General features: G+C 37.3%; 20 protein-coding genes. 6 read left to right on the top strand and 14 right to left on the bottom strand.

The window, feature by feature from the left end; translation table 11 throughout:
• Positions 1-25: 25 nt before the first annotated feature.
• The 5 genes from ACYU0V_RS07260 to ACYU0V_RS07240 all read right to left on the bottom strand — a co-directional run bounded on the left by ACYU0V_RS07260 (position 26) and on the right by ACYU0V_RS07240 (position 6,553).
• Complete coding sequence (locus tag ACYU0V_RS07260; protein ID WP_461849581.1) at positions 26-1,192, bottom strand: MFS transporter; 1,167 nt, start codon at positions 1,190-1,192, stop codon at positions 26-28.
• Between the two features lie 572 nt (positions 1,193-1,764).
• A complete protein-coding gene (locus ACYU0V_RS07255; protein ID WP_461849580.1) occupies positions 1,765-2,793 on the bottom strand; it encodes a Csu type fimbrial protein in 1,029 nt (342 codons plus the stop codon).
• Entirely contained in the window at positions 2,784-5,192 is a 2,409-nt protein-coding gene (locus tag ACYU0V_RS07250) for a fimbria/pilus outer membrane usher protein (RefSeq protein ID WP_461849915.1), read from the bottom strand. The genes ACYU0V_RS07255 and ACYU0V_RS07250 overlap by 10 nt, the downstream gene beginning before the upstream one ends.
• A gap of 40 nt (positions 5,193-5,232) precedes the next feature.
• Positions 5,233-5,940, bottom strand: coding sequence for a fimbrial biogenesis chaperone (locus ACYU0V_RS07245; protein WP_032063415.1), 708 nt, complete (start codon positions 5,938-5,940; stop codon positions 5,233-5,235).
• Between the two features lie 82 nt (positions 5,941-6,022).
• On the bottom strand, positions 6,023-6,553 hold the full coding sequence (locus ACYU0V_RS07240; protein ID WP_060466594.1) for a Csu type fimbrial protein: 531 nt from the start codon (positions 6,551-6,553) through the stop codon (positions 6,023-6,025).
• A 682-nt stretch (positions 6,554-7,235) separates the two neighbouring features.
• Between ACYU0V_RS07240 and ACYU0V_RS07235 the strand changes: the two genes are divergently transcribed.
• The 3 genes from ACYU0V_RS07235 to ACYU0V_RS07225 all read left to right on the top strand — a co-directional run bounded on the left by ACYU0V_RS07235 (position 7,236) and on the right by ACYU0V_RS07225 (position 10,733).
• The gene (locus ACYU0V_RS07235; RefSeq protein WP_461849579.1) at positions 7,236-8,909 is read left to right on the top strand and encodes an FMN-binding glutamate synthase family protein; all 1,674 of its coding nucleotides are present in this window, start codon (positions 7,236-7,238) and stop codon (positions 8,907-8,909) included.
• A gap of 211 nt (positions 8,910-9,120) precedes the next feature.
• Complete coding sequence (locus tag ACYU0V_RS07230; protein WP_174723368.1) at positions 9,121-10,176, top strand: linear amide C-N hydrolase; 1,056 nt, start codon at positions 9,121-9,123, stop codon at positions 10,174-10,176.
• A gap of 65 nt (positions 10,177-10,241) precedes the next feature.
• On the top strand, positions 10,242-10,733 hold the full coding sequence (locus tag ACYU0V_RS07225; protein WP_174723370.1) for a hypothetical protein: 492 nt from the start codon (positions 10,242-10,244) through the stop codon (positions 10,731-10,733).
• A 56-nt stretch (positions 10,734-10,789) separates the two neighbouring features.
• Here ACYU0V_RS07225 and ACYU0V_RS07220 read toward each other — a convergent pair whose 3' ends face one another.
• The 5 genes from ACYU0V_RS07220 to ACYU0V_RS07200 form a co-directional block, all read right to left on the bottom strand.
• Complete coding sequence (locus ACYU0V_RS07220; protein WP_002115207.1) at positions 10,790-11,818, bottom strand: alpha/beta hydrolase; 1,029 nt, start codon at positions 11,816-11,818, stop codon at positions 10,790-10,792.
• Complete coding sequence (locus tag ACYU0V_RS07215; protein WP_461849578.1) at positions 11,818-12,942, bottom strand: YdcF family protein; 1,125 nt, start codon at positions 12,940-12,942, stop codon at positions 11,818-11,820. Before ACYU0V_RS07215 ends, ACYU0V_RS07220 begins: the two co-directional genes overlap by 1 nt.
• A 4-nt stretch (positions 12,943-12,946) precedes the next feature.
• A complete protein-coding gene (murB, locus tag ACYU0V_RS07210; protein ID WP_461849577.1) occupies positions 12,947-13,981 on the bottom strand; it encodes a UDP-N-acetylmuramate dehydrogenase in 1,035 nt (344 codons plus the stop codon).
• A gap of 18 nt (positions 13,982-13,999) precedes the next feature.
• A complete protein-coding gene (locus tag ACYU0V_RS07205) occupies positions 14,000-14,503 on the bottom strand; it encodes a low molecular weight protein-tyrosine-phosphatase (RefSeq protein WP_461849576.1) in 504 nt (167 codons plus the stop codon).
• A gap of 257 nt (positions 14,504-14,760) precedes the next feature.
• Positions 14,761-14,988 carry a tautomerase family protein gene (locus ACYU0V_RS07200; protein WP_002115197.1) on the bottom strand — a complete coding sequence of 76 codons (228 nt, stop codon included), beginning with the start codon at positions 14,986-14,988 and terminating at the stop codon, positions 14,761-14,763.
• Positions 14,989-15,050: 62 nt separating this feature from the next.
• On the opposite strand from ACYU0V_RS07200, the gene ACYU0V_RS07195 reads away from it, so the two are divergent.
• The gene (locus ACYU0V_RS07195; RefSeq protein WP_002115170.1) at positions 15,051-15,518 is read left to right on the top strand and encodes a winged helix-turn-helix transcriptional regulator; all 468 of its coding nucleotides are present in this window, start codon (positions 15,051-15,053) and stop codon (positions 15,516-15,518) included.
• Between the two features lie 280 nt (positions 15,519-15,798).
• Here ACYU0V_RS07195 and ACYU0V_RS07190 read toward each other — a convergent pair whose 3' ends face one another.
• The 3 genes from ACYU0V_RS07190 to ACYU0V_RS07180 form a co-directional block, all read right to left on the bottom strand.
• Positions 15,799-16,347: a cysteine hydrolase family protein gene (locus ACYU0V_RS07190; protein ID WP_461849574.1), complete on the bottom strand. Its 549-nt coding sequence runs from the start codon at positions 16,345-16,347 to the stop codon at positions 15,799-15,801.
• A gap of 231 nt (positions 16,348-16,578) precedes the next feature.
• Positions 16,579-16,809 carry a hypothetical protein gene (locus tag ACYU0V_RS07185; RefSeq protein ID WP_069124276.1) on the bottom strand — a complete coding sequence of 77 codons (231 nt, stop codon included), beginning with the start codon at positions 16,807-16,809 and terminating at the stop codon, positions 16,579-16,581.
• Positions 16,810-17,098: 289 nt separating this feature from the next.
• On the bottom strand, positions 17,099-17,428 hold the full coding sequence (locus tag ACYU0V_RS07180; RefSeq protein ID WP_213032085.1) for a YcgJ family protein: 330 nt from the start codon (positions 17,426-17,428) through the stop codon (positions 17,099-17,101).
• Positions 17,429-17,768: 340 nt separating this feature from the next.
• On the opposite strand from ACYU0V_RS07180, the gene ACYU0V_RS07175 reads away from it, so the two are divergent.
• Positions 17,769-18,926 (top strand): iron-containing alcohol dehydrogenase, encoded by a 1,158-nt coding sequence (locus ACYU0V_RS07175; protein ID WP_174723376.1) that lies wholly within the window; start codon positions 17,769-17,771, stop codon positions 18,924-18,926.
• Positions 18,926-19,360 (top strand): acyl-CoA thioesterase, encoded by a 435-nt coding sequence (locus ACYU0V_RS07170; protein WP_039761880.1) that lies wholly within the window; start codon positions 18,926-18,928, stop codon positions 19,358-19,360. The genes ACYU0V_RS07175 and ACYU0V_RS07170 overlap by 1 nt, the downstream gene beginning before the upstream one ends.
• A 48-nt stretch (positions 19,361-19,408) precedes the next feature.
• On the opposite strand, the gene ACYU0V_RS07165 is transcribed toward ACYU0V_RS07170, so the two are convergent.
• Positions 19,409-21,637 carry a phosphocholine-specific phospholipase C gene (locus ACYU0V_RS07165; RefSeq protein WP_461849572.1) on the bottom strand — a complete coding sequence of 743 codons (2,229 nt, stop codon included), beginning with the start codon at positions 21,635-21,637 and terminating at the stop codon, positions 19,409-19,411.
• Positions 21,638-21,660 lie beyond the last annotated feature (23 nt).

Genomic DNA, 21,660 nt, shown 5'->3' with positions numbered 1-21,660 from the left:
TTCTGTGTTTTGCATTATCTCAAGCTTAGGTGGTTAAAGAATCGACCTGTTTCGGAAGCCACTTTACAAAGCACAAACCTAAGAGCACAACCACACTGGCACACATAAAGATGAGTTCACCAGAAAAAGTTTTCCAGAAATGCCCAGCCAGAACACTACCAAAAGCTACACCTAACCCCCACATGGTGCTATAAAGTGCTTGTCCACGCCCTTGCTGTCCAGCAGAGAAGTTTTGAAAAATAACTCTCATTGCAATCAAGTGAAATAAACCAAAACTAAAGGCATGTAAACACTGCGCAAAAAGTTGAACAATAAAATAATGTGAAAATACTGCAACTAGCATCCAACGTATACTCGTCACCAGCAGACACACAACGACTAAACTGCACCACGAAAAGCGTTGAAAAATCTTTGAGGCAATTGAAAACATAAAAATTTCAGCAAAAACGCCCATGGCCCATAAAAATCCAATTTCAGTCGTACTGAAATTCAAAGATTTCAGAAAATTACTATAAAAACTATAAAAAGGCGCATGTGAAAAAAGTAGAATAAATTCAATTGCAAAAAATGCAGCCACTGTTGGGCGCTTAAGAACAGGAAGTAAAGGTTCTAAATATTTTTGGGAAGTAGGCGCGCTATCAGGTTCGCGGATTGTGAAAGACCAAATAAACGCTAGTGACGCGATAATTAATAGTAAAATTGGAAGCATTGAAATATGCACTATTTCTAAAATAGCCCCAATAGTGAATACCCCAACAATAAACCCAACCGATCCCCACTTACGAATTTTGCCGTAAAGTTTAGCTTTTTGATCACCCAACCAAAATAAAGTCACTCCCTCAAATTGAGCTAAAATCGCATTTTGAAAGAAACTAAAAATAAGCATAAGCAAAGCAACTGATTGAAAAGTATTTGGAACTATAAAAATAGCTAACCATATACAAGATTCCATCCAAGTTGCTATCCGAACAAGCAACATTCGCTTACCAGATTTATCAGCAATCCACCCCCAAACTAAAGGTGCAAAAAAACGTGTTACAATCGCAATTGATGATAAAACACCAATTTCTTGATAATTAAATCCCTGATCTTGGAGATATAAATTCCAATACGGCATGAATGTGCCAACAATGGAATAGTAGAAAAAGTAAAATCCACCGAGTCGAGTTTGGATAGTAAGTGGTTGAAACAATTTACAAACCTTTGTATTTTCATGAGGTTAAAATTCGGGATAGCTGTCACACATATAGACATTTGTCTTTAGTACTACTAAGCATCCACAAATTTCAATTCGTAGATTCACCGAATAAAATACAATTAAACATATCAGAGCATCTCAGCCTTTCAATTTTAACACTTTGTTTTCCAATACAAATAATTAAATGATTGATAAGACAAAATAAAGAAAGAAATGAGAACTGTAATTTAATTTGTACAATCTGTTAACTTGTGTAAAAATACATTTAATATTCACAAGGTATATATTTATCAGATGTTTTTTCTTATTTTTTTAATTTGTCTTTTTCTGTTTTTACTCATCCTGAAACAACATTATCGCTAACCACTTATCACCCCTACTTTTTTTAAACTTATCTGCTTCTTTTAAATTAGAACAATTAAACATCAAATTCTATAAATAAGGCCCCTTTTAAACTACATCTTTAAGTCGAGCCTAGCTTAAATATCAATTTTAAAAACTAATTATTATTCATCTCCGCCACTCAAAACATTGGTAAAATATCCAATCTTAGAATCAAAAAATTCTTAATAAGTTACTGTAACAACGATCGTATCTGAGTAATTACCCGGAGCTGTTGCAATAGTGGTACCTTGCGGAATTTTTCCATAGACATTTGTACCCTGAGAACTGCCCGAACCTGTTTTAGAAACACCTCCAGAACCTCCAACTGCGCTTACACCACCAGTAGTATCCCATACCGTACTATAATTCGAGTTCTGATATAACTGATACTGAATGTACTGACCACTACCATTTGCCATCTGCCTAAAACCACCGGCAATACGGTTATTTCCATCCCCCAAATAAATACTATATGGCAGTCCATTATTACAGGTCGTATTCACCACTCCTTGAGCTGTATAATCACGAGTAGTCTTACCAATATCATTAATATTTCCAAAATCGACATTTGATGTTGAATCTATTTGACACAAACTTGGCACAACATAATTAGCAGTTATGGTGGTATTACCCGAGTCCCAACCTCCACCACCATCACCTTCGCACACTGTGCTAGAGCTTGCTTGCATGTCCCAAAATAGCTGAACCGTACCCGTATAGGTTCCTTTAGGATATGCCATGAGCGAACCCGTACGAGCTGGTACTTTTATATTTACTGAGTAACTTATAACATTCTTTGAAGAGACGGTTTTCACAGGCCCATACCAGACATTCGCATTTTGATTAGTGGTAGAAGAGCCAGCCCCACCTACACTTGCAGTTACCGTATAGGGTAATGAAACATTATTATTACTACTCGTGGTTCCAGTAAAAACGGTCTTCATACACATATAACCTGAAATTTCTGGTGTTGAACGTGCTCCATAACAACGTATTGTCCCAGTGTATGTCAATACTGCATCATTGTTAATTGTTGCAGCAGTGTATGTATATGTGCCAGAATTTGGCGCTGTAGCTGTGCAATCTGCATGGGCAGAGTTAAAAAATGTAAAGATCAGGCATAGCAAACCCGTTCCCAAAAAATATTTCAGGATAAATGAAAGTGCTCTAAATGTTGTCGGTTGGTTAAAGCTAGCAATATTTATCGACATACATAAGGCCCCAATTTTTTAGCACTGTATTGCTTATTTTCATACGCAAAAACAACTTGGCATGAACCATGATCCAGAAGATCAACTTCAAGTTTGTTTTGCTTCAATAGGTTTGGAATAAATACTTCGCCGTCGTAACCAACTATTCCATCTTGCTGACTATTAATTTGAACGGCATAACCCGGCATTAACGGTGAGTTGTTTTGATCAACCAGTTTCACTAACCCTGAAATGACCTTATGAGCACCGAAGTCAACCAAGGTTCCTTGGCGGTAACCTACAAACGCTGTCTGATTCGTAGAGCTAACTTCCCACTCTAAAGGTAAATATGATGGGTCTAGGTAGATATGATGAGACATGTAGGGTCTTAAATTCGCAATTAAGAATCGGCCAGACTTGTCAGTTTCTCCCAAATTAACACCACCATTTAGAATTTGGCTTTGCGGCCCTGCATTAGTTACGACCGCATAGCCGTCTCCAATTTCATTGGCCGCAAAGATACGTCCCGCTGCCGCAACCAGTGAACCTGTTGCTGAAAGTGCAACCTGATCGTTATCTCCAAATCGGTTATAGCGTCCTGTCAGGTAAGCTGCTCGGGCACGGTAAGAGGCATAAATTGAAGCATTATTCTCCTGCGCATCCTGATCACGTTCAACATAACCGCCCCAGCCAAACGAACCAATTTGTGGATCAGTAAATCCATTGATTTCTTGTCTATAGGTTGCTTTACCACTATCACTAGAAACACTCGTGATCGCATTCACTTTACTGGACGGGGTATATCTCAGCGCAAAGTAAACTCCATAGTCCTTGTGGTTTTCATAATCTTTATAAGCTGATGCATAAAAACCCCAGTTCTTGTCCAGACTTCCACTTAAACTGGTAGACAGTAATTTATAGGAGTTATCGCTATATTTAATCTGGTTATAACCCAGATAAACCCCGTAACCTGCATAAAAGTTATAATTAATCCCTGCCCTAAAAATCTCATCTGCCAGTGCGCTGTAGTTCAGGTAGTTCTGCGGTTCAGAAGTCATCTGGTTATCTTTTAAATATCTCACTTGAGACACACGGGCTAGGTCAAAGTAGTTATCGAATACTTTGCGGTAACTGGTGTTAAAGGAAATATTCTTGCTAATACGCCCTTCTAAACCGACTAAAGCAGAATAACCGTTTTCATCTTTATACTGGCTCGCTGCAATGTCGGCATTGATCACACCAATACCCAAAACATTTTTGGCAAATCCTGTGCCGAGATTCGACATGCCATCTGTCGAAGCCTCTGCACCACCGCTTAAGGTCAGTGAGTTACTGTAGCCGTATCGGATCGCACCTGAGGCAAAGGTGGCATCATCATAATCGTTTGAATACAGCCCATAGTTATAACGTGGAACCCCCACATCTACTGAAAACTCATTAATGCCTTGTGCCAGAATCTTGGATGAAAAATAGTACGGCTTTTTGGTAATGCTCTGCTGTCCCGTTGCATCGGTAGTCACAAGGGTGACTTCATTTCCTGAAATAAACGGAAGCTGTTTAATATCAAATGGGCCTGATGGCACTAACCCTGAATAAATCTTTTGTTGATTGACGTATAAATCTAATGTTGAAGGCAGTGCTGCCGAGCCGGAAAATTGTGGTAGCGCCGAAGTGACAATATCCCCGCGTTGACTATAAGCACTCGACCATTGGAAACCAGCCAGACGGACACTGTTTCCCCAATCCGGGCTATTGGAAATAAAGTCACCTAGGGTATATATCCTGATCTTTTCAGGGTCGACATATTGCCACTTAGTTTCCAGTCGTACCCACTTTTCATGGCTATAACTATTTTCATTACTACCGTTATATAAAACGCCTGATGAGAAGTTACCAATTGCACTGTTAAAAATCCCTTCTGCCGTACCTGAGAAAACGTTCTCGTAATTGGTTATGGTGTTATACAGACTGTAATTCAGAATGGCCGCATTTAAAGGTTTCATCTTTAGCAATTGTGGGCTAGTGATCTGCTGACTACTTAAATCAACTGAGTAACCCGTTAACATGTTCGATGGAACTTTTAAGTTTAAAGACTGCTCATTTTCCAGATATTTAAACTGGATTCCGTTTAGATCATTAATACACACCCACTGGTTATCTGGGATATGTGCATCCATTTTTAATCTTAAAGTTTTTAAATCACGTGAGCGGATATATAGCTTTCTATCTTGATCCTGCCGCACCGATATTAAATCTTTAGAAGCATTTGAATTAACAGAGATATTTAAAAATAGCTGTATATATCCCTGATCAGAACCAAAGGCCTGATGAGCAGAATTCGTAACTTCTGGAATACTTGGTAAGACAGCATTGGTACTATCTTGTAATGATTCAGCAGCGGCATGAATCGGCAAGTACATAACACATAAGGCACTTACGATATATTTCATATGTGCCTCTTTAAAGAGATGTTTGCTTACCGTTAATATTTAATGAAATATTATATTTATGATCTGCTTGAAATTTAAAATCAGGACTAATATTAAAATTTCTCGCTTTCCCGGCAAGAATATAACCATTCACGGTGTTTACTTTAATGGGATAGCTTTTATTTGCTGTTGTATCCACAAGTATTAAGTTATTTAAAAGCGCATGTCGATTACCAACATTACTTATAGTGAGATAAGCGTTATTTTGTTCTTGTTGTATTGACCAATTCAGTTTAGTAATCGCATCTTTATTGACGACAAATACAGGTAATGACGAACGTAGTAGTACGTTAACGCCTTGATCAGCTTTACGACTATCAATTGGTTTTGGTAACTCATCAATAATAATACGATAAGTTTTTTCACCAGAAATAGGCTCTGGGTTAATTCTAACTACACGTAAGTTATAAGAGTCACTAGGTTGTAGTTTTAAAAATGGCGGACTAATTACAATCTCATCCGTAGGGATTAACTGATCTTGACCAGCATTTTGTCTCCACTCAAATACACGCACCTGCAAATCAGCACTTTCATTTGACTGGTTATATAAACTAATGGAAGATGCAGCCTGATCACTCAATATTTCAACACTAACAGGTGAAAGGCGGATTGATGCTGCATTTAGCATACTAGGCAAAAATAACAATAAGCTTGTAACAACAAAGATATTTTTTTTCATGATTTGCCCAGAACTACTTTTCTCAAATTGAGCTAGCTCTTTTAAAAAGAGCTAGCGATGACGCAACTAAACTTATTAAAAATTAATAAGTCACTGTTACAGTCACAGTGTCAACATAGCTACCCGCACTTGGTAAAGTTGAACCAGCAGGAATACGACCATAAACATTAATTGTTTGTGGCGCACCAGTACCATTACCACTATATGCAGTGGTTGCAATACCGATCGCTGTTGCACGATTAGTGTCAGAGTAAAGGTTGTAAGGAATATATTCGTTGCTTGAAGCACCACCAATCATATTACGTTGAGAAGATTGCGCGTTTTTACCGCCATCAAAAGCCAGAGTCCATGGCACAGTGTTGTTACATAACACTTTAATTGCAGTTCCACCTGTCGTTGTAGTATCTGCATCTACGTTGTTTGCAAGCGAACTTAACGTACCAAAATCTAAAATTGCATTTGAGGTAGTACCAGTTGCAGAAGTATTGAGAACACAACTATTTGCAATTGTTGCTTTAACAGTTAATGTACCGGCGGCATTTGCGGCATTTGCAGCATTAATAGACATTGAACCCATAGCAATTGCTGATAAACAAATGAGAGACTTATTCATGGTTAAAAACCTTTTTACATTACGCCAATAAAATTAATAGATGTAAAAACTAGCCTTCCCCATCACAATCACTAGCTTTTCTGATTGTTTTTTCAAAGCATTATTTTTTTACTCTATTTAGGGCGCATAATACAAAAAAACAACAAAATCACTAACAGGACTTTCATTCTAAATATCAATTAATAATTCAACTTCTGATGAATTTCTCAATTATAAAATTTTCTAAGGTTTATCATACCTTTTATATCAATTTTTGATACTTTCATTCAACTTTTATTAGTTTTTCTAAAAAAAATATAAATTTTCATTAGTTAAAGTTTACCATCACTTTTAGTATTTTATATTTTTTTAATATTTGGTCAAAAAAACTAGAACAAAAAGTAAGCGCCTGATTATTCTATATATTTTAAATGAATAAGAAAATAATACTTTATGAATAAGAAATCTAAGTGCTTTATCACACTTTTAGAATTTTTTTAAAGATTTCAGTAATTAAACACAAGTGTTCGCCAACAATAGCATGTGTTGCCATCTCAACTATTTCTAAAAATTAAATGAAAAATTAAACCCAATAATCTTTGGATTTTGTTATACCGTCCTTAAGCTAACAATTCCATACTTGTGGTTTTAGTTCCTTCTTGGCAAGGTATGTATCAGTAAAACATTAGGAATTTGTTCCAATATGGCGAGTCCAGCACAAATCATCCGACATAAATTTCTCAATACATTCTTTTCACGCCATTCTCTTTGGTTTTTATGTATTTTTACTGCGCTCAGCATCACATGGTTTCGAACCGTATATACCCCGCATAGTATCTATTATTTTATTTCTGATACTCTCCTTAATGGTTTATGGGTAGTTACAGGCGCCTTAAGCCTATTAGGCCTCTATGATGTTTTACAGAATAAACATTCAATTTTAAGAAATTACCCAATTATGGGACACTTTCGTTTTTTGTTTGAAGATATACGCCCCGAAATTCGTCAATACTTTATTGAAGCGGATCAAGATGCTCTACCTTTTTCTCGCATGCAACGAAGCTTAGTTTATCAACGTGCTAAAAACGAAAATGCAGATAAACCTTTTGGCTCAATTATTGATGTCTATCAAGAGAATTACCGCTTTATTGTCCACTCAATAAGCCCTTGCCCACCAGCTGATCCAAAGAGCTTCCGCATTCAGGTGGGTAATGCACAATGCCTTCAACCCTATAGTGCATCCATTATGAATATCTCTGCCATGAGCTTTGGTAGTTTAAGTGCCAATGCAATTCGAGCACTCAATAAAGGAGCGCAATTAGGTGGGTTTTATCACGATACTGGTGAAGGTAGCTTAAGCCCTTATCATCTCGAAAATGGTGGAGATATTGTTTGGCAAATTGCCAGTGGTTATTTTGGTTGCCGTACCCTAGATGGAAAATTTGACGAGCAAAAATTTGCTAAACAATCTCAATTGCCACAGATCAAAATGATCGAATTAAAGCTTTCACAAGGTGCAAAACCGGGCCATGGCGGTATCTTACCTAAGCATAAAATTACCGAAGAAATTGCCCAAATTCGTGGCGTTTCACGCGATCATGATTGTATTTCTCCTGCTAAGCATTCTAGTTTTTCTACCCCCATTGAAATGATGCATTTCTTACAGAAGCTGCGAAAATTATCTGGCGGCAAGCCAGTTGGTTTTAAACTGTGTATTGGCCAACCTTGGCAATTCATGAGTATTGTTAAAGCAATGCTTGAAACAAAAATTGTTCCCGACTTTATTGTTGTGGATGGTTCTGAAGGTGGTACTGGTGCAGCACCAATTGAGTTTAGTGACAATATTGGTACCCCATTACGAGAGGGCTTACGCTTTGTCCATAATACTCTTGTCGGTGCAGGACTAAGAGATCAAGTTAAAATTGGCGCAAGTGGTAAAATCATTAGTGCTTTTGATATCGCTAGCACTTTTGCACTCGGTGCAGACTGGGTTAATTCAGCACGTGGTTTCATGTTTGCAGTTGGATGTATTCAGGCACAAAGCTGCCACACCAACCAATGCCCTGTGGGTGTAGCGACTCAAGACAAAGATCGTCAAAAAGCAATTGATGTACCGACTAAATCAGAACGAGTATTTAATTTTCATAAAAATACCTTGCATGCATTATCAGAAATGATTGCTGCAGCAGGTTTACGCCATCCTTCTGATATTAAAGCTCATCATTTGGCTCAACGAGTAAATGACCGTGAAATTAAGAACTATGCTCAGTTGCATTTTTTCTTGAAAGAAGGTGAACTTTTACAATCTGAACTTAATAATGACGATGATAATTTTTATTATCGGATGTGGAACATGGCCGATGCCAATCATTTTTAATTTATATTAATTTTTATAATTTGAGCATTACATTTATAGTGTGATGCTCTTCCATATTTAAAACTAATATGTGATTTTTGCTTAAATTTCACTCCCCTTTTAATTTGTATTTAATAGATTTTTCACCTAATATAAAAGTATAAATAACGTACACATTTTAATTTTATTTAATAAAAATTTTTTAATGCTTATAACAAGAAGGTACCTCATCATGTTGAAAAAAACATTCATCTCTTCTTTTGTTGCAATCGCTGTAGGCTTAAGTAGCTATGCTGTTGCTTGTACACGTGCCGTATATTTAGGTAATAACCAACATATTATTACTGCTCGCTCAATGGACTGGAAGGTTGATACAGGTACCAACTTATGGATTATGCCAAGCGGGGTTAGCCGTGACGGTAGCGCTGGTCCCAACTCAATAAAATGGACGTCGAAATATGGAAGTGTAATTGCTACAGGTTATGAAGTTTCCACAACAGATGGAATGAATGAAGCAGGTTTGGTTGCTAATATTTTATGGTTAGTAGAGTCTGAATACCCAGATGCAAAAAAGACAGATAAGCCTTTATTAAGTATTGCAGCATGGGCTCAATATGTACTTGATAATTTTGCAACTGTAGATGAAGCCGTTAAGGCCTTAGAAAAAGACCCCTACACTATTATTACCGACAATGTTCCCGGTGAAACACGGCTCACCACCTTACATTTATCTATTTCTGATAAAACAGGTGATAGCGCAATTATTGAATATATTGGTGGAAAACAAGTGATTCACCATAGCCGAAGCTATCAGGTCATGACCAATTCACCTACTTTCGATAAACAACTTGCACTTGTTGAATATTGGAAGCAAATTGGCGGAACGATTATGCTTCCCGGTACGAACAGAGCATCTGATCGCTTTGCACGTGCATCGTTTTACATTAATGCTATTCCTAAAAATGATAATACAAAACAAGCACAAGCTTCTGTATTTAGTGTGATTCGCAATGCATCTGTTCCCTATGGCTTAAATACTCAAGAAGAACCTAATATTTCCTCGACTCGTTGGCGAACTGTTGCCGACCACAAACAAATGCTCTACTTTTTTGAATCCGCTCTCTCACCCAATGTATTTTGGGTTGACTTAAAAAAGATTAACTTTAAAGATGGCAAAACACGTAGACTTGATTTAGGGCCTGATCAAAGCCATATCTATGCAGGTGATGCCACCTCTTTCTTTAAAACTACAAAACCATTTGTATTTTTAGGTCCAACTACGCGTTAATTTATGTCAAAATTTATTACTCTTAACATAAATAATATTAAACATACGATCTTGGAATTTATACGATGAAGAAATCTCTACTCTTATTGGGTTCATGTCTACTTACTGCAGCTTGTAGCACCACACAGGTTAGTACACCAGCTCCTAAAGAGGTAAAGACAGCTGGTCAGCTAAACTGCTTACCAACTGAACTATGCCCAAGTTTATTGGTTAAATGGAATGAAAATCAAAAAAATCAGCTTCGAGTAGATGTTCATTTAAGTAGTAGTTATAACTTTTATGATATTAACGCTTTAACCTTTGATATTGATGGCAAACGATTCAATTACGAACCAGCTCAAGCCACTGAAAAGACAAATGTGAGCCGATTAGTACCTAAACATTCAACCACTTACTTTGTTATTCCAAGTCAATTCCTACAAGAATTTAAAAATGCTCAAAATGTGAATGTTTTAATCAAAACAGATAAAGGAACAATCGAGCGCAATATGTATAGTCCACAAAAGCAGTCTTCGGTTTATAAAAACTTTATGCAGCTTTATCAAAATTCAAAATAAACTACAAAGATTAAATAATGCATCTATCTAGAATTTTGGATAGATGCATTATTTTTCTAATAATAAAAATGTTTTGGCTTTGCATGCAAAAAGGCTGGAATCAATCCTGTTAATGCCGCACGTATATCTGCACGTTCATTAATTAATTGATGAGAGCCTTCTTCAAGCATTAACAACGTTTGGAGTCTAAATTTACGACGAATAAATTCAATGTTGTAACGCCAATCAACTGTCTGATCGAGAGCACCTTGTGCAAGCCAGACCGGGATACGGCAAGCAGGTCGCTCTTCCATTTCTTGCATCCATTTTGACATTGCCAAAATCCAATCCATACCCATCATTCGAGGTTGCAAAGGATCCTTTAAACGAATAAAACGCAAAAATTCAGGATTATGATTATTACGTCTAAAATGCCTTGGTACCTGACGTTTAATACGGCGAATAATGCCTAATCCAACGGGGTTATGCCACCACGCAGTTTTTGCAGGGCGAATTAACGGAGAAAGCAAAAGTACTCGATCTACAATCGGATCTTGGCGTTTTTCAGCATATTCTAATAAGTGATGCATCCAAATTGCTCCACCCGTACTTTGACCAATACCGACCCATGGTTTAGGTAACTGATCTGCATGTTTCACATATTGATAAACAGCCATCAAAACTTGCTGGTAATGATCAAAGTTTTTAATGCTGGCTGGTGAACCATCACTTAATCCATGCCCCGGCAAATCATAAGTAATGATACTAAAGCCCTGCTCAAGAATTTCACGAATGATTGGCTGGTAAATACCACTATGCTCAAGATAACCATGCAATAGACAAACTGTACCTTGTATTTTTTCTACTTTAGGTTTGAAAACTTGCACATGCAAACGAAATAACGGCATTTGAACATAGCCTTGCCAATGGTCACATTCAAGTAAATGTAAACCATACAATTTGCGATAGGCTAGCAAATCACGAGAAGGTTCTTCTAATGTATTTAAATTAAGTGGACTCAAAACCTGCGGCGTAAGATCACGATTAGGAACCGGTAAATCTAATTGTTTTAATACGGCAGGATTGAGAAATGGAATATCTGACATTAAGGAACCTCTCGACAATCACTTGAGCCAAACAACATGTCACGAATTGTCGCAAGTAATTCATAATTTGCACGGCGGCTATGATCGTAATTTTGTACACTTGGTTGCCAACGTGTCAGTGGAGTTGGCATTGGAGCTACAACAGGAATAGTTTCTATACCATTTAAAGCAAACAGTCGGCGTGTACGTGGCATGTGATATTCATCTGTAACCAACATGACCGTAGGTGCACCGCCTTTTTTCTGAAGCAATAAAGAGCTAAAGCGAGTATTTTCACATGTATTCATACTACGCTTTTCTAATAGCTTTGCATCAACACCGCGCTCTTTTAACCAAGCTTGCATATAAGGTGCTTCTACACCGCTAAGCACAATAGGCAGATGATTTTGTTTTTCAACTTCTAAAGTTTTTTCTAATCGCAAACGCGTATAGCCATTAACTACAATATCCTTACCATTTTTATCTAAGGTTAATCCGCCCCCCAACACAACAATTGCATAAGGTTCTGATAACTTTTTAGGTTGTGCAGGCAATGGATTTTTACGCACATACTCGACTTGTTGTTCAGGTTCACTGACAGCGTCTTGATGCTCTGGCACCACAGGTTTTCTGGCTAAAAACTCGGTATATTGTTCAGTAAGCGCTTTATTTTCAGAACTATTAATAAAGAGTGCTTCATCAACCGGACTACTCGCTTCGTCTGCAGCATCAATTTCTGAGTTTTTAGCGACTAAAGGAACCGTTACAGAGGCTGCTTGTTCTTCTGAATCCTGTTCCTTTTCTTCTAAAAGAATAATTTGCTGTAAGGCTTTATAATTCTCTTGAATATAGGTCAGATCAGATGTCTTTTTTTCACGTAACGCTTGCTCTGTCAGTTTTAAATAAGCCTGACGAGCAATCCATAAATTCGAACCCGGCTCTAAATTATCATGCTCACTTAATGCGGCTTGTCTCTGGCTTTCAGCTGCGACTTGATTAACATCAACAGGTACAAAATAGTTAAGCCCAGCTACAATAAGTTTTGAATAAAATGGTGAATATAAAAAAAACACGAAACAGCCTAATAGTACAAATAGTACGGTGACTACTTGTACTAAACGTACCATTAAGTGTACTTTTGGCATAAAATTATTCCGTATGATTTTCAATTAAACCTAAACTGTTATAAAGCACAGGCTCTGGTTCTAACATAATATGGAAACGCTGATCAACATCATGTTGAACAGCCTGATAAGTTTTCCTTACATCAGCTAGAGATGCATTGGCATAATTCACCAGAACTAATGCCTGTTTATGGAACATCCCTACCATATCGAGTTGCTTCCCTTTCCAACCCGCCTGATCAATTAACCATCCTGCTGCAATTTTAACGTTTCCGTTAGCTTGAGGATAATGTGGAATTGTTGAGAATTGTGTGATTAAACGTTCAAACTCTTGAGGTTTAACAATCGGATTTTTAAAGAAACTCCCGACATTTGGATATTCTTTTGGATCAGGGAGTTTACTTTGGCGGATATGGATGACCTGATTTTGTAAATTTTCGGCAGTCTGATTGTCTCCAACTGCTTGTTTCAAATCGCCGTAGTTTAGTTTTAAGTGCGGCTGTTTAAGCAATTTAAAAGTGACATGCGTGATAATGTAACGGTTCGGATCATCTTTAAAAATACTATGGCGGTAAGCAAAATGGCAGTCAGCCGCTAAAATTGTCTGAGTTTGCTTGAATTTACGGTCATACACTTGTACTGACTCAATAAACTCACCTACCTCTACCCCATACGCACCAATGTTTTGTACGGGTGAAGCACCGACTAAGCCTGGAATAAGGGCTAAATTTTGCAAACCAAACCAGTTCTGTTCAGTGCTGTATAAAACAAAATCATGCCAGACTTGGCCTGCGCCTACTTTAACTCGCACAAAATCATGATCGTTTGATAAAACTTCAATTCCCTGAATATCAAGATGAATCACCAAAGCATTGATCTGCTGCGGCAATAACATATTACTACCGCCCGATAGTACAAGTACATTTAACTGATGCTGCTCAGCAAACTCTAAAGCTGCTTTAATATCTTGAATATTGCCAACTTTAGTATAGTGAGAAACAGTTGCATCTAAACTTAAAGTATTGAATGGCTTAAGCTGTACTTGATTCTGAATTTGCATTGTATTGAAAACCTATTCTTAAACATTCAATTGTTTTTTTAAAATATTAACCCACGCCAAACTACTGGACTCACATTGATTGAGTACACGTTCAAAACCATCAGCACCGCCATAATAAGGATCAGGCAACGCTTGTTGTGGATATTGGGGATCATGCTCACTCATTAAAGCTACTTTTGCACGAATTTGGTCTGCGCCAAATTGAGAAACGGCTCTTTGCAACACGTCATGAATATCATCAAAATTTTGATGATCCATTGCCAAAATCAAATCAAACTCTAAAAAGTCTTGGGTTGAAAGTTGTCTTGCACGTAAAGATGATAGGTCATAGCCCCTTTTCTGAGCATGCAACTGACTACGCTGATCTGGCGATTTATTTGGATGATAATTACTCGTTCCAGCTGAATCGACAACCACATTGAGTTGATGTGCGTCACAATAATGTCTGAAAACCACCTCAGCCGTGGGAGAACGGCAAATATTTCCTAAACAGACACATAACACCTTATATTGTGTTTCCATTAGAAATTACTTCCAAACATTTGAATTACATAAAAATAAACAGGGTCATGCACAATCTTAACAGACTATAAGTTTGTGAGAACCGAATTGACCATTGTGACTTGTTGCATTTTGTCAAAACTCACTTGGGTTGAAAAGGAAAATAATGTTTATCAATAGATTAAAAGTTGATAAATCAGACGATAAATTAGCTAATCTTGTACTTCTTGTTGTAATTAAATAAAAGTAAAGCCCTAATTTATAGGGCTTTACAAACATCACTTTGATGCAGTGATTAATTCAATCATTTCCTTTGTTGGTCTTAAGCTGCCTAACTGCCAATGTTCAGGAGGATGCTCATCAATTCTTATCCAGACATGTTCTCGAAAAGCAGGATTTCCCTTTCCTTCTATTTCTACAAATAAGTCCGTTATTCGCTTGAAAAGCTCAGCCTTACTATCTTTATCTAGTAAACCTTCTATAGTTTGTATATTTATAAATGGCATAATGCTACCTGAATCAAAGCTAGGTCTAAATTATAGACTCATACTAATTGGAGCTTCCACTGATGTCAAATCAAATTATTCCAGATCATAAATTTCCAGTAGATGTATGTGGGATCTTCAAAATTACAGAAATATTAAATGACAGATGGACGATTCTATTGTTAAGAGAAGCCTTCTATGGGGTAACAAAATTTAATGATTTTTTAGAAAATACAGGCATATCAAAGCAAATTTTATCTAATCGTCTAAAGCATCTCATCCAATTAGAAATATTTGAATTATCAATTTATAAAGAAGTTGGTGAGCGAGAACGTAAAGAATACTTACTTACTAAAAAAGGCAAAAGTCTAAATATTGTTTTACTGGCCATGCTTGAATCTGGCGGTAATTTCATTGAATCTGGTAAAGATGTGGTGAAAGTTTTTAATAAGAGTACTGATGATGAACTTAAATTAAAACTTGTTGATCCTTCTAATCAAGTTATAGATTTTAAGAATTTGGAACTTAAGCTCATTCATTGCAAAAAATAAATTTTTATAAATTAGCTACTCTGATCATAAAGTCCTCAGTATGCTTTTATAAAGAAATAAAAAAAGCCTACTCTTTCAAGTAGGCTTTCCCCTTATGACTTTTGCGCTGATCATTCAGGTTTATTGTTGTTTAAAGCAACAGAAGGATCTTACAGAAATACTTAAGAATAAAAAAGCCCTTCCAATAACAGTTATTTAATAAAGCCTTCTGTACTGCGCCCTTCTAAGGCTACACAGCCTCTTCAAAAGAAGCACTTGGCTTTACCGTTTTGTTTCTAAATTAAAACTCATCTATAAACTCTTCTGTAGTTATTACATTAGCAAAAGCATTGTTTAAAATTTGGTTATGGTGATCAATTATACGCTGAGCACTTAAATGCATAGAATCAAATGTAGTATGTGCATCTGAGATTAAAGTTACTTTATATCCCACTTCTGAAGCGGCTCTAATAGTAGAGTCGATACAATACTCAGTTTTCATACCAGTGACTATGACTTGATCAACATCAAGTTTTTCTAACCAATCTTTTAGAACAGTGCCCTTAAAACTGCTAGGGTATATTTTCTCAATGACAGTATCTATATCCGGATTAAAAAATAATTCTGCTATCAATTGCGTATTAGAACCATCTGGATCTAATGGAGTACCTTTTGCTCCAACGTGACGGATAAAAATAACTGGTCTCTTATTTAAGCGCTGATACTCAATAAGCTCACGAATATTTGAAAGTACACTTTGATGGTTATATGGCTTTAGCTCTCCTTTGAATAGGCCATTTTGCATATCAATAACGAGTAAAGCTGATTTTGATTTATGACTTTTATCCATAATCTTTCTCTGTAAAAAACCAATAATGTGCAGAGAAAAATAAACCCAGCCATTATTGGCTGGGTTTGGTTATCTTATTAAGTCGCTCTAATAAAAAATCACACGCAGCCTTTTCTGTAGGTCGTGGTGGTTGTATTGATTTTCTTTAGTAAACAGTTCATGAATTAAACTTGCTCATCATTAAAGCGCAAATAAACATACCATAGTTTTTTCTCAAAAAACAAAGCTTATTTACTTAACTGAATGTAAGTACTTATAGGCTCCTTTTTCGTTACTCTCAAGTTTAATGACTGCATCCGTTTCGTCATTTAGTGTCAGGTTAAATACTTTTTCACCATCATATGAAATTTGGTGGCCCATACGAAACTCTGAATCAAGTGACTCAAGAATAATAAAATTTCCTTCATTGTTCGAAGCAATATAGTAAGTGTTGTTCCGATGAACATATCTAATTGTGTACATCACTATTTAAATTCCACCTAAAAATTATGTTTTTTCTTAATAATAAAAAGATCCTTTTTTCCTTCCCAATCAGAAAAGATCCTACCGAAAACTAAACCCTCCCTTATTAATTATTCACCCTGATCACTTAGTATTTTTTCACCCTATACTATTAAATTGATATTACAGAAATACTTAATAATAAAAAACCCCACCATTAGTCGATAGTTAGCGGGGTCTTTTGCGATTTAATTTTACTTTGATAGACTCATCTATCAGAGATATTTACCTCATTTCTGCAATAGAAAAATCATTTATTTTTGAAAAGCTTATTTGTCATAGTTCTATCAATTTTACTGCGATGCCCATTCTCAAAGTATCGATCAACATGGCATAGTTTTGTTTTAGTATCACAGAACACACCATTTGAGAGCGTAAACGCTGAAGTATCAAAATCACCTTGAGAGAAGGCTCTATTCGCTTTATAAGTGCCTAAGTATTTAGCTGTAAGCTTTTTAGAAACACCTTTTTTGTCAGCACAAATATATTTGTCACAAATTACACCTTTTGTAGGCGAATATACGCTAGAGCTGGTTTTCGCGATTGCTGCCGAGCTAAGCATCAAACACGTACATCCCATAATACTAAGAAAAGTTTTAGAAATTTTCACTTTTTAGAACCGATAAAATTATAAATTGTTAAGGCATTATATAAATTAGAAGCTTGCCAGAAAATCTACAGAACCCTATAAATAACAAAAAGCCCACTTTTCGACGAGCGTTTAAATATCTTGGTAATCCTCACTTACATCTCGGACCCTACATTGCAAAAAGTATTTATCTATGGGTGGCACAAGGCTTAAGAAAAGTATAGTCACGTCAGAACTACTTTATTTTAAAGTTTCTTATGCTAACTTATTTGGAGATTGAATCTTATAGAACCATTCAACAATAATGTTCAAAAATAAGGAAATAATGTATATGAGCCATTTTCAATTTCAAACTGTTCCAAATATCATCTCTGGCTTAGGCTCTATACAAGAATTACAGAATGTTTTGTCGTCAAATGCTTACCGTAAGTTATTGCTAGTCACCGATGCAGGCATGGTTAAAAATCAATTACACCATCCCATGCTGCAAATTTTAGATAACCTCAACATTGAATATGTCATCTATGCTGATGTGCAAGCTGATCCACCTGAACAAGTAGTACTAGATGCAGCCAATTACGCTAAACAGCAAAATGTTGATGTCATTATTGGTTTTGGTGGTGGTAGTTCTCTAGATGTTGCAAAAGTTATTGCTTTACTCGCCCACCCTAACCAGACTCAAAGTTTGCAAGAGATGTACGGCGTAAACCAAGTCACCACAGCTCGCCTACCCCTTATTTTAATTCCTACTACAGCCGGTACAGGCTCAGAAGTAACGCCAATCTCAATTGTCACTACAGGTGAGACGACAAAGATGGGGATTGTCTCTCCAGTACTGTACGCCGACACTGCGATTCTTGATGCTACTTTTACTCAAAACCTTCCAGCACATATTACCGCTGCAACAGGTATTGATGCGATGGTACATGCTATTGAGGCATATACCTCTAAACATAAAAAAAATATTTATACGGATATTTTAGCCAAGCATGCTTTGAAGTTGTTAAATCATAACTTACCAAAAGTTCTTAAAGATGGTAATGATTTAGAAGCACGTCAAAACATGCTGTTCGGTTCAATGCTCGCAGGTCAAGCGTTTGCAAACTCGCCTGTTGCTGCTGTGCATGCTTTAGCTTATCCACTGGGTGGACATTTTCATTTGTCGCATGGGCATACCAACGCCTTAGTGTTGGTTGAAGTATTAAAATTTAATGCGCCCAATGCAAAAAAATACTATGCAGAGCTTATGCAATGGCTCGATCCATACAGCAATGGCAGCACTGATGGCTTGTGTGATCTGTTTATTGACCACATGCAGAACCACTTAGACCGTAGTGGCTTGACCTTAAAACTTAGAGATTTGGGTATTGATGAATCCAGTTTACCCCGACTTGCTCAAGATGCCATGTTGCAAACCCGCTTACTACAAAATAACCCACGTGACATGACAGAAGCCGCTGCTTTGGCAATTTATCAGGCGATTCATTGATGACTAAACCAGTTTTAAAAACCCGTGATCAATTTAAGTTCTTTTTAGACATTCAAACGCGTTGGGCAGATAACGATATTTATGGTCATGTGAATAATGTGACTTATTATAGCTACTTTGATACAGCGGCCAATGCTTTGCTCATCCAAAAAACAGGGTTTGATATTCATGAAGCAAAAGCAATTGGCTTAGTGGTCGATTCAGCTTGTAGTTTTCTTCAGGAATTATCATTTCCAGAAATTATTCAAGTAGGTGTTGCGATTGGTAAAATCGGTACGACTTCATTGCGCTATGAATTGGCAATCTTTAAACAAGGTCAGGACCAAGCCTCAGCTCAAGGACATTTTGTACATGTTTTTGTTGATCGCGAAACGCGTAAGACTGTGCCAATTTCCGAGACAGTTCGTGAGGTTTTAGAGAATTTCTTATTATAAAAAATGAGGCAAAAAGAAAATACACAGCTCTTTTTGCCTCATTTTAGCTTACATCATTGCAGGGTCACTAAAGGAATCTTCACCCGTTTCGACTCGACCAGCAAAACGTCGGTAATAATATGGATCACTCTGACTGGTGATTTCAAAATCATACCAATGCCCTACATCGGCCAAAGCCCAATGCTGCTTAACAACCTGTCCCGCTTTTACGGTAAGTTGTAACGGCGCATCTTGTCGATATGCACACGGTTTTACCGTCAATATTGCATCCTTAGTACCATCATTCATAAGTTCGACATAAACATCACCATTGGCAATGTCATAGCACACTCGAATTTCAGGTTTAACGCCACTATCAACAATACGTTGAGTATCCCCTTTGAAATGACGATGATAGCCATTTGGACCAAGTACCCATAGGTCATAACGACCTAAATTATCTTTTAAAGCGTCCCATACATCATCTAGAGTCTTATTCGGCTCGACAATATAACGCTTAGGAATTCGGTCTAAGTTGAGCTTGTCATAAACATGAAAAACCGCAGCTTGCGTACCCGTATTAGAGAAAATCAATTGCACTTTGCCATCAGTATTACAGCGTGCGCTGGTGTGTAGCTCGTAAGGTAACGCACGTGAAAGACGTATACCACTTTGCTGAATCGGTAACTTTGTATCCGTGGGTACAGGCACAGCTGGTAAAGCTTCTTGATTTTCTCTTAACTCATCTGCTTGCACACGTGTTTGTTTACCATTCAGCTGAGGTAAAACATCTGCATTTGGTGTTTTAAAGTTAAATGCACTAGTTAAATCACCACACACTGCACGGCGATATGGACTGATATTCGGCTCTTTAACCCCAAAACGTTTTTCTAAAAACATGAGCACTGAAGTATGGTCAAACACTTGCGAGTTCACCCAACCACCACGGCTCCATGGGGAAATCACATATAACGGAACACGAGGGCCCGGACCATAAACGCGTCCATCAGGTGTTGGCTGTGAATGGCTTCCCTCAGGTGCAGTATGATCAAAATATTCGTCCTGCATATCGGCACTACTTAATGTCGATTTACCCGCGTACTGGCCGTTTTTAAGTCGAGATGGCGCTGATGGCGATGGCATATGGTCAAAGTAACCATCATTTTCATCAAAGTTGATAAGTAGCGCAGTTTTACTCCACACCTCTGGTACAGCAGTTAATGCATCAATAATTTCTTGAATAAACCAAGCTCCTTGAACTGGGCTTGAAGGGTCTGGATGTTCGCAATAAATCGATGGCGCATTAATCCAAGAGACTTGAGGTAACTTCCCTTCACGAATGTCGCGTTTAAAAGCATCAAGATATTCTTCTGGTTTATTGCCCGGCAATGTATTTGCAATGCCCTTATATAATGGATTTTTGGCATTATCAGTTGCAGCATCATAGGCTTTATACGGTAGTTTTTGACCCGTATCAGCATACGGTTTATTCGGTTCGCCGCCACTTGAAACAGGATAACCAGATGCAATATTAGCCTTTCTAAACGAACGAAATGCACCCAACATATTATCGCCCCATTCATCTGGCATATTTTGATAACAAATCCAACTTACCCCTGCTTCTTCTAAGCGTTCGGCATAAGTTTTCCATGTATAACCACGGTCTGCCGTCGCTGGGTTACCATCAATCCAGTCCCACTCATTGTTTACAAATGAACGCTTGGTCGGTGTTGCACCATTTGTACCCGTTAAATGATAAGAACGGTTTGCATCTGTTCCAGTGTGCATAGAGCAATGGTAGGCATCACAAATCGTAAAAGCATTCGCAAGCGCAAACTGATATGGAATTTCTTTTTCTTTAAAATAACCCATTGAGATATCAGTTTTATGAGTTGGCCAGTTCGCCATGCGCCCATTGTCCCAAGCCAGCTGACTGTCGTTCCAAGTATGTGGCGTACCATCTGCACGCTGTGCATTATTGGCTGTACCATCTAAGTGAAAAGGCGTTAAAACTTGCCCATTACTTCTAAGCTGCTCCCAAACACGGCGGCCACTTGGCAAAGGAATCGTAAAACGATCGGCAAACCCTCGGACGCCTTTTAATGTTCCGAAGTAATGGTCAAAAGATCGGTTTTCCTGCATTAAAATAATAACGTGCTCGACATCCTGAATGGTTCCAGTTTTATTATTTGCAGGAATTGCTAAAGCTTTTTGAATACTAGATGGGAAAGTTGCCAATGCCGCAGCACCAAAACCCATATTTAAAGAGTAATTTAAAAATTTACGACGTGTAATCATGATCAGGTTCTTTTTATTATTTA

This window comes from Acinetobacter sp. X9 (genome assembly GCF_054889255.1).
This window is presented reverse-complemented; position numbering and strand designations above follow the sequence as displayed.

Excerpts from the sequence above, each read along its gene's own strand:
- ACYU0V_RS07255 (WP_461849580.1), bottom strand. The coding sequence starts at position 2,793 with ATGTCGATAAATATTGCTAGCTTTAACCAACCGACAACATTTAGAGCA.
- ACYU0V_RS07250 (WP_461849915.1), bottom strand. The coding sequence starts at position 5,192 with ATGTACTTGCCGATTCATGCCGCTGCTGAATCATTACAAGATAGTACC.
- ACYU0V_RS07245 (WP_032063415.1), bottom strand. The coding sequence starts at position 5,940 with ATGAAAAAAAATATCTTTGTTGTTACAAGCTTATTGTTATTTTTGCCT.
- ACYU0V_RS07240 (WP_060466594.1), bottom strand. The coding sequence starts at position 6,553 with ATGAATAAGTCTCTCATTTGTTTATCAGCAATTGCTATGGGTTCAATG.
- ACYU0V_RS07235 (WP_461849579.1), top strand. The coding sequence starts at position 7,236 with ATGGCGAGTCCAGCACAAATCATCCGACATAAATTTCTCAATACATTC.
- ACYU0V_RS07230 (WP_174723368.1), top strand. The coding sequence starts at position 9,121 with ATGTTGAAAAAAACATTCATCTCTTCTTTTGTTGCAATCGCTGTAGGC.
- ACYU0V_RS07225 (WP_174723370.1), top strand. The coding sequence starts at position 10,242 with ATGAAGAAATCTCTACTCTTATTGGGTTCATGTCTACTTACTGCAGCT.
- ACYU0V_RS07220 (WP_002115207.1), bottom strand. The coding sequence starts at position 11,818 with ATGTCAGATATTCCATTTCTCAATCCTGCCGTATTAAAACAATTAGAT.
- ACYU0V_RS07215 (WP_461849578.1), bottom strand. The coding sequence starts at position 12,942 with ATGCCAAAAGTACACTTAATGGTACGTTTAGTACAAGTAGTCACCGTA.
- murB (WP_461849577.1), bottom strand. The coding sequence starts at position 13,981 with ATGCAAATTCAGAATCAAGTACAGCTTAAGCCATTCAATACTTTAAGT.
- ACYU0V_RS07205 (WP_461849576.1), bottom strand. The coding sequence starts at position 14,503 with ATGGAAACACAATATAAGGTGTTATGTGTCTGTTTAGGAAATATTTGC.
- ACYU0V_RS07200 (WP_002115197.1), bottom strand. The coding sequence starts at position 14,988 with ATGCCATTTATAAATATACAAACTATAGAAGGTTTACTAGATAAAGAT.
- ACYU0V_RS07195 (WP_002115170.1), top strand. The coding sequence starts at position 15,051 with ATGTCAAATCAAATTATTCCAGATCATAAATTTCCAGTAGATGTATGT.
- ACYU0V_RS07190 (WP_461849574.1), bottom strand. The coding sequence starts at position 16,347 with ATGGATAAAAGTCATAAATCAAAATCAGCTTTACTCGTTATTGATATG.
- ACYU0V_RS07185 (WP_069124276.1), bottom strand. The coding sequence starts at position 16,809 with ATGTACACAATTAGATATGTTCATCGGAACAACACTTACTATATTGCT.
- ACYU0V_RS07180 (WP_213032085.1), bottom strand. The coding sequence starts at position 17,428 with ATGGGATGTACGTGTTTGATGCTTAGCTCGGCAGCAATCGCGAAAACC.
- ACYU0V_RS07175 (WP_174723376.1), top strand. The coding sequence starts at position 17,769 with ATGAGCCATTTTCAATTTCAAACTGTTCCAAATATCATCTCTGGCTTA.
- ACYU0V_RS07170 (WP_039761880.1), top strand. The coding sequence starts at position 18,926 with ATGACTAAACCAGTTTTAAAAACCCGTGATCAATTTAAGTTCTTTTTA.
- ACYU0V_RS07165 (WP_461849572.1), bottom strand. The coding sequence starts at position 21,637 with ATGATTACACGTCGTAAATTTTTAAATTACTCTTTAAATATGGGTTTT.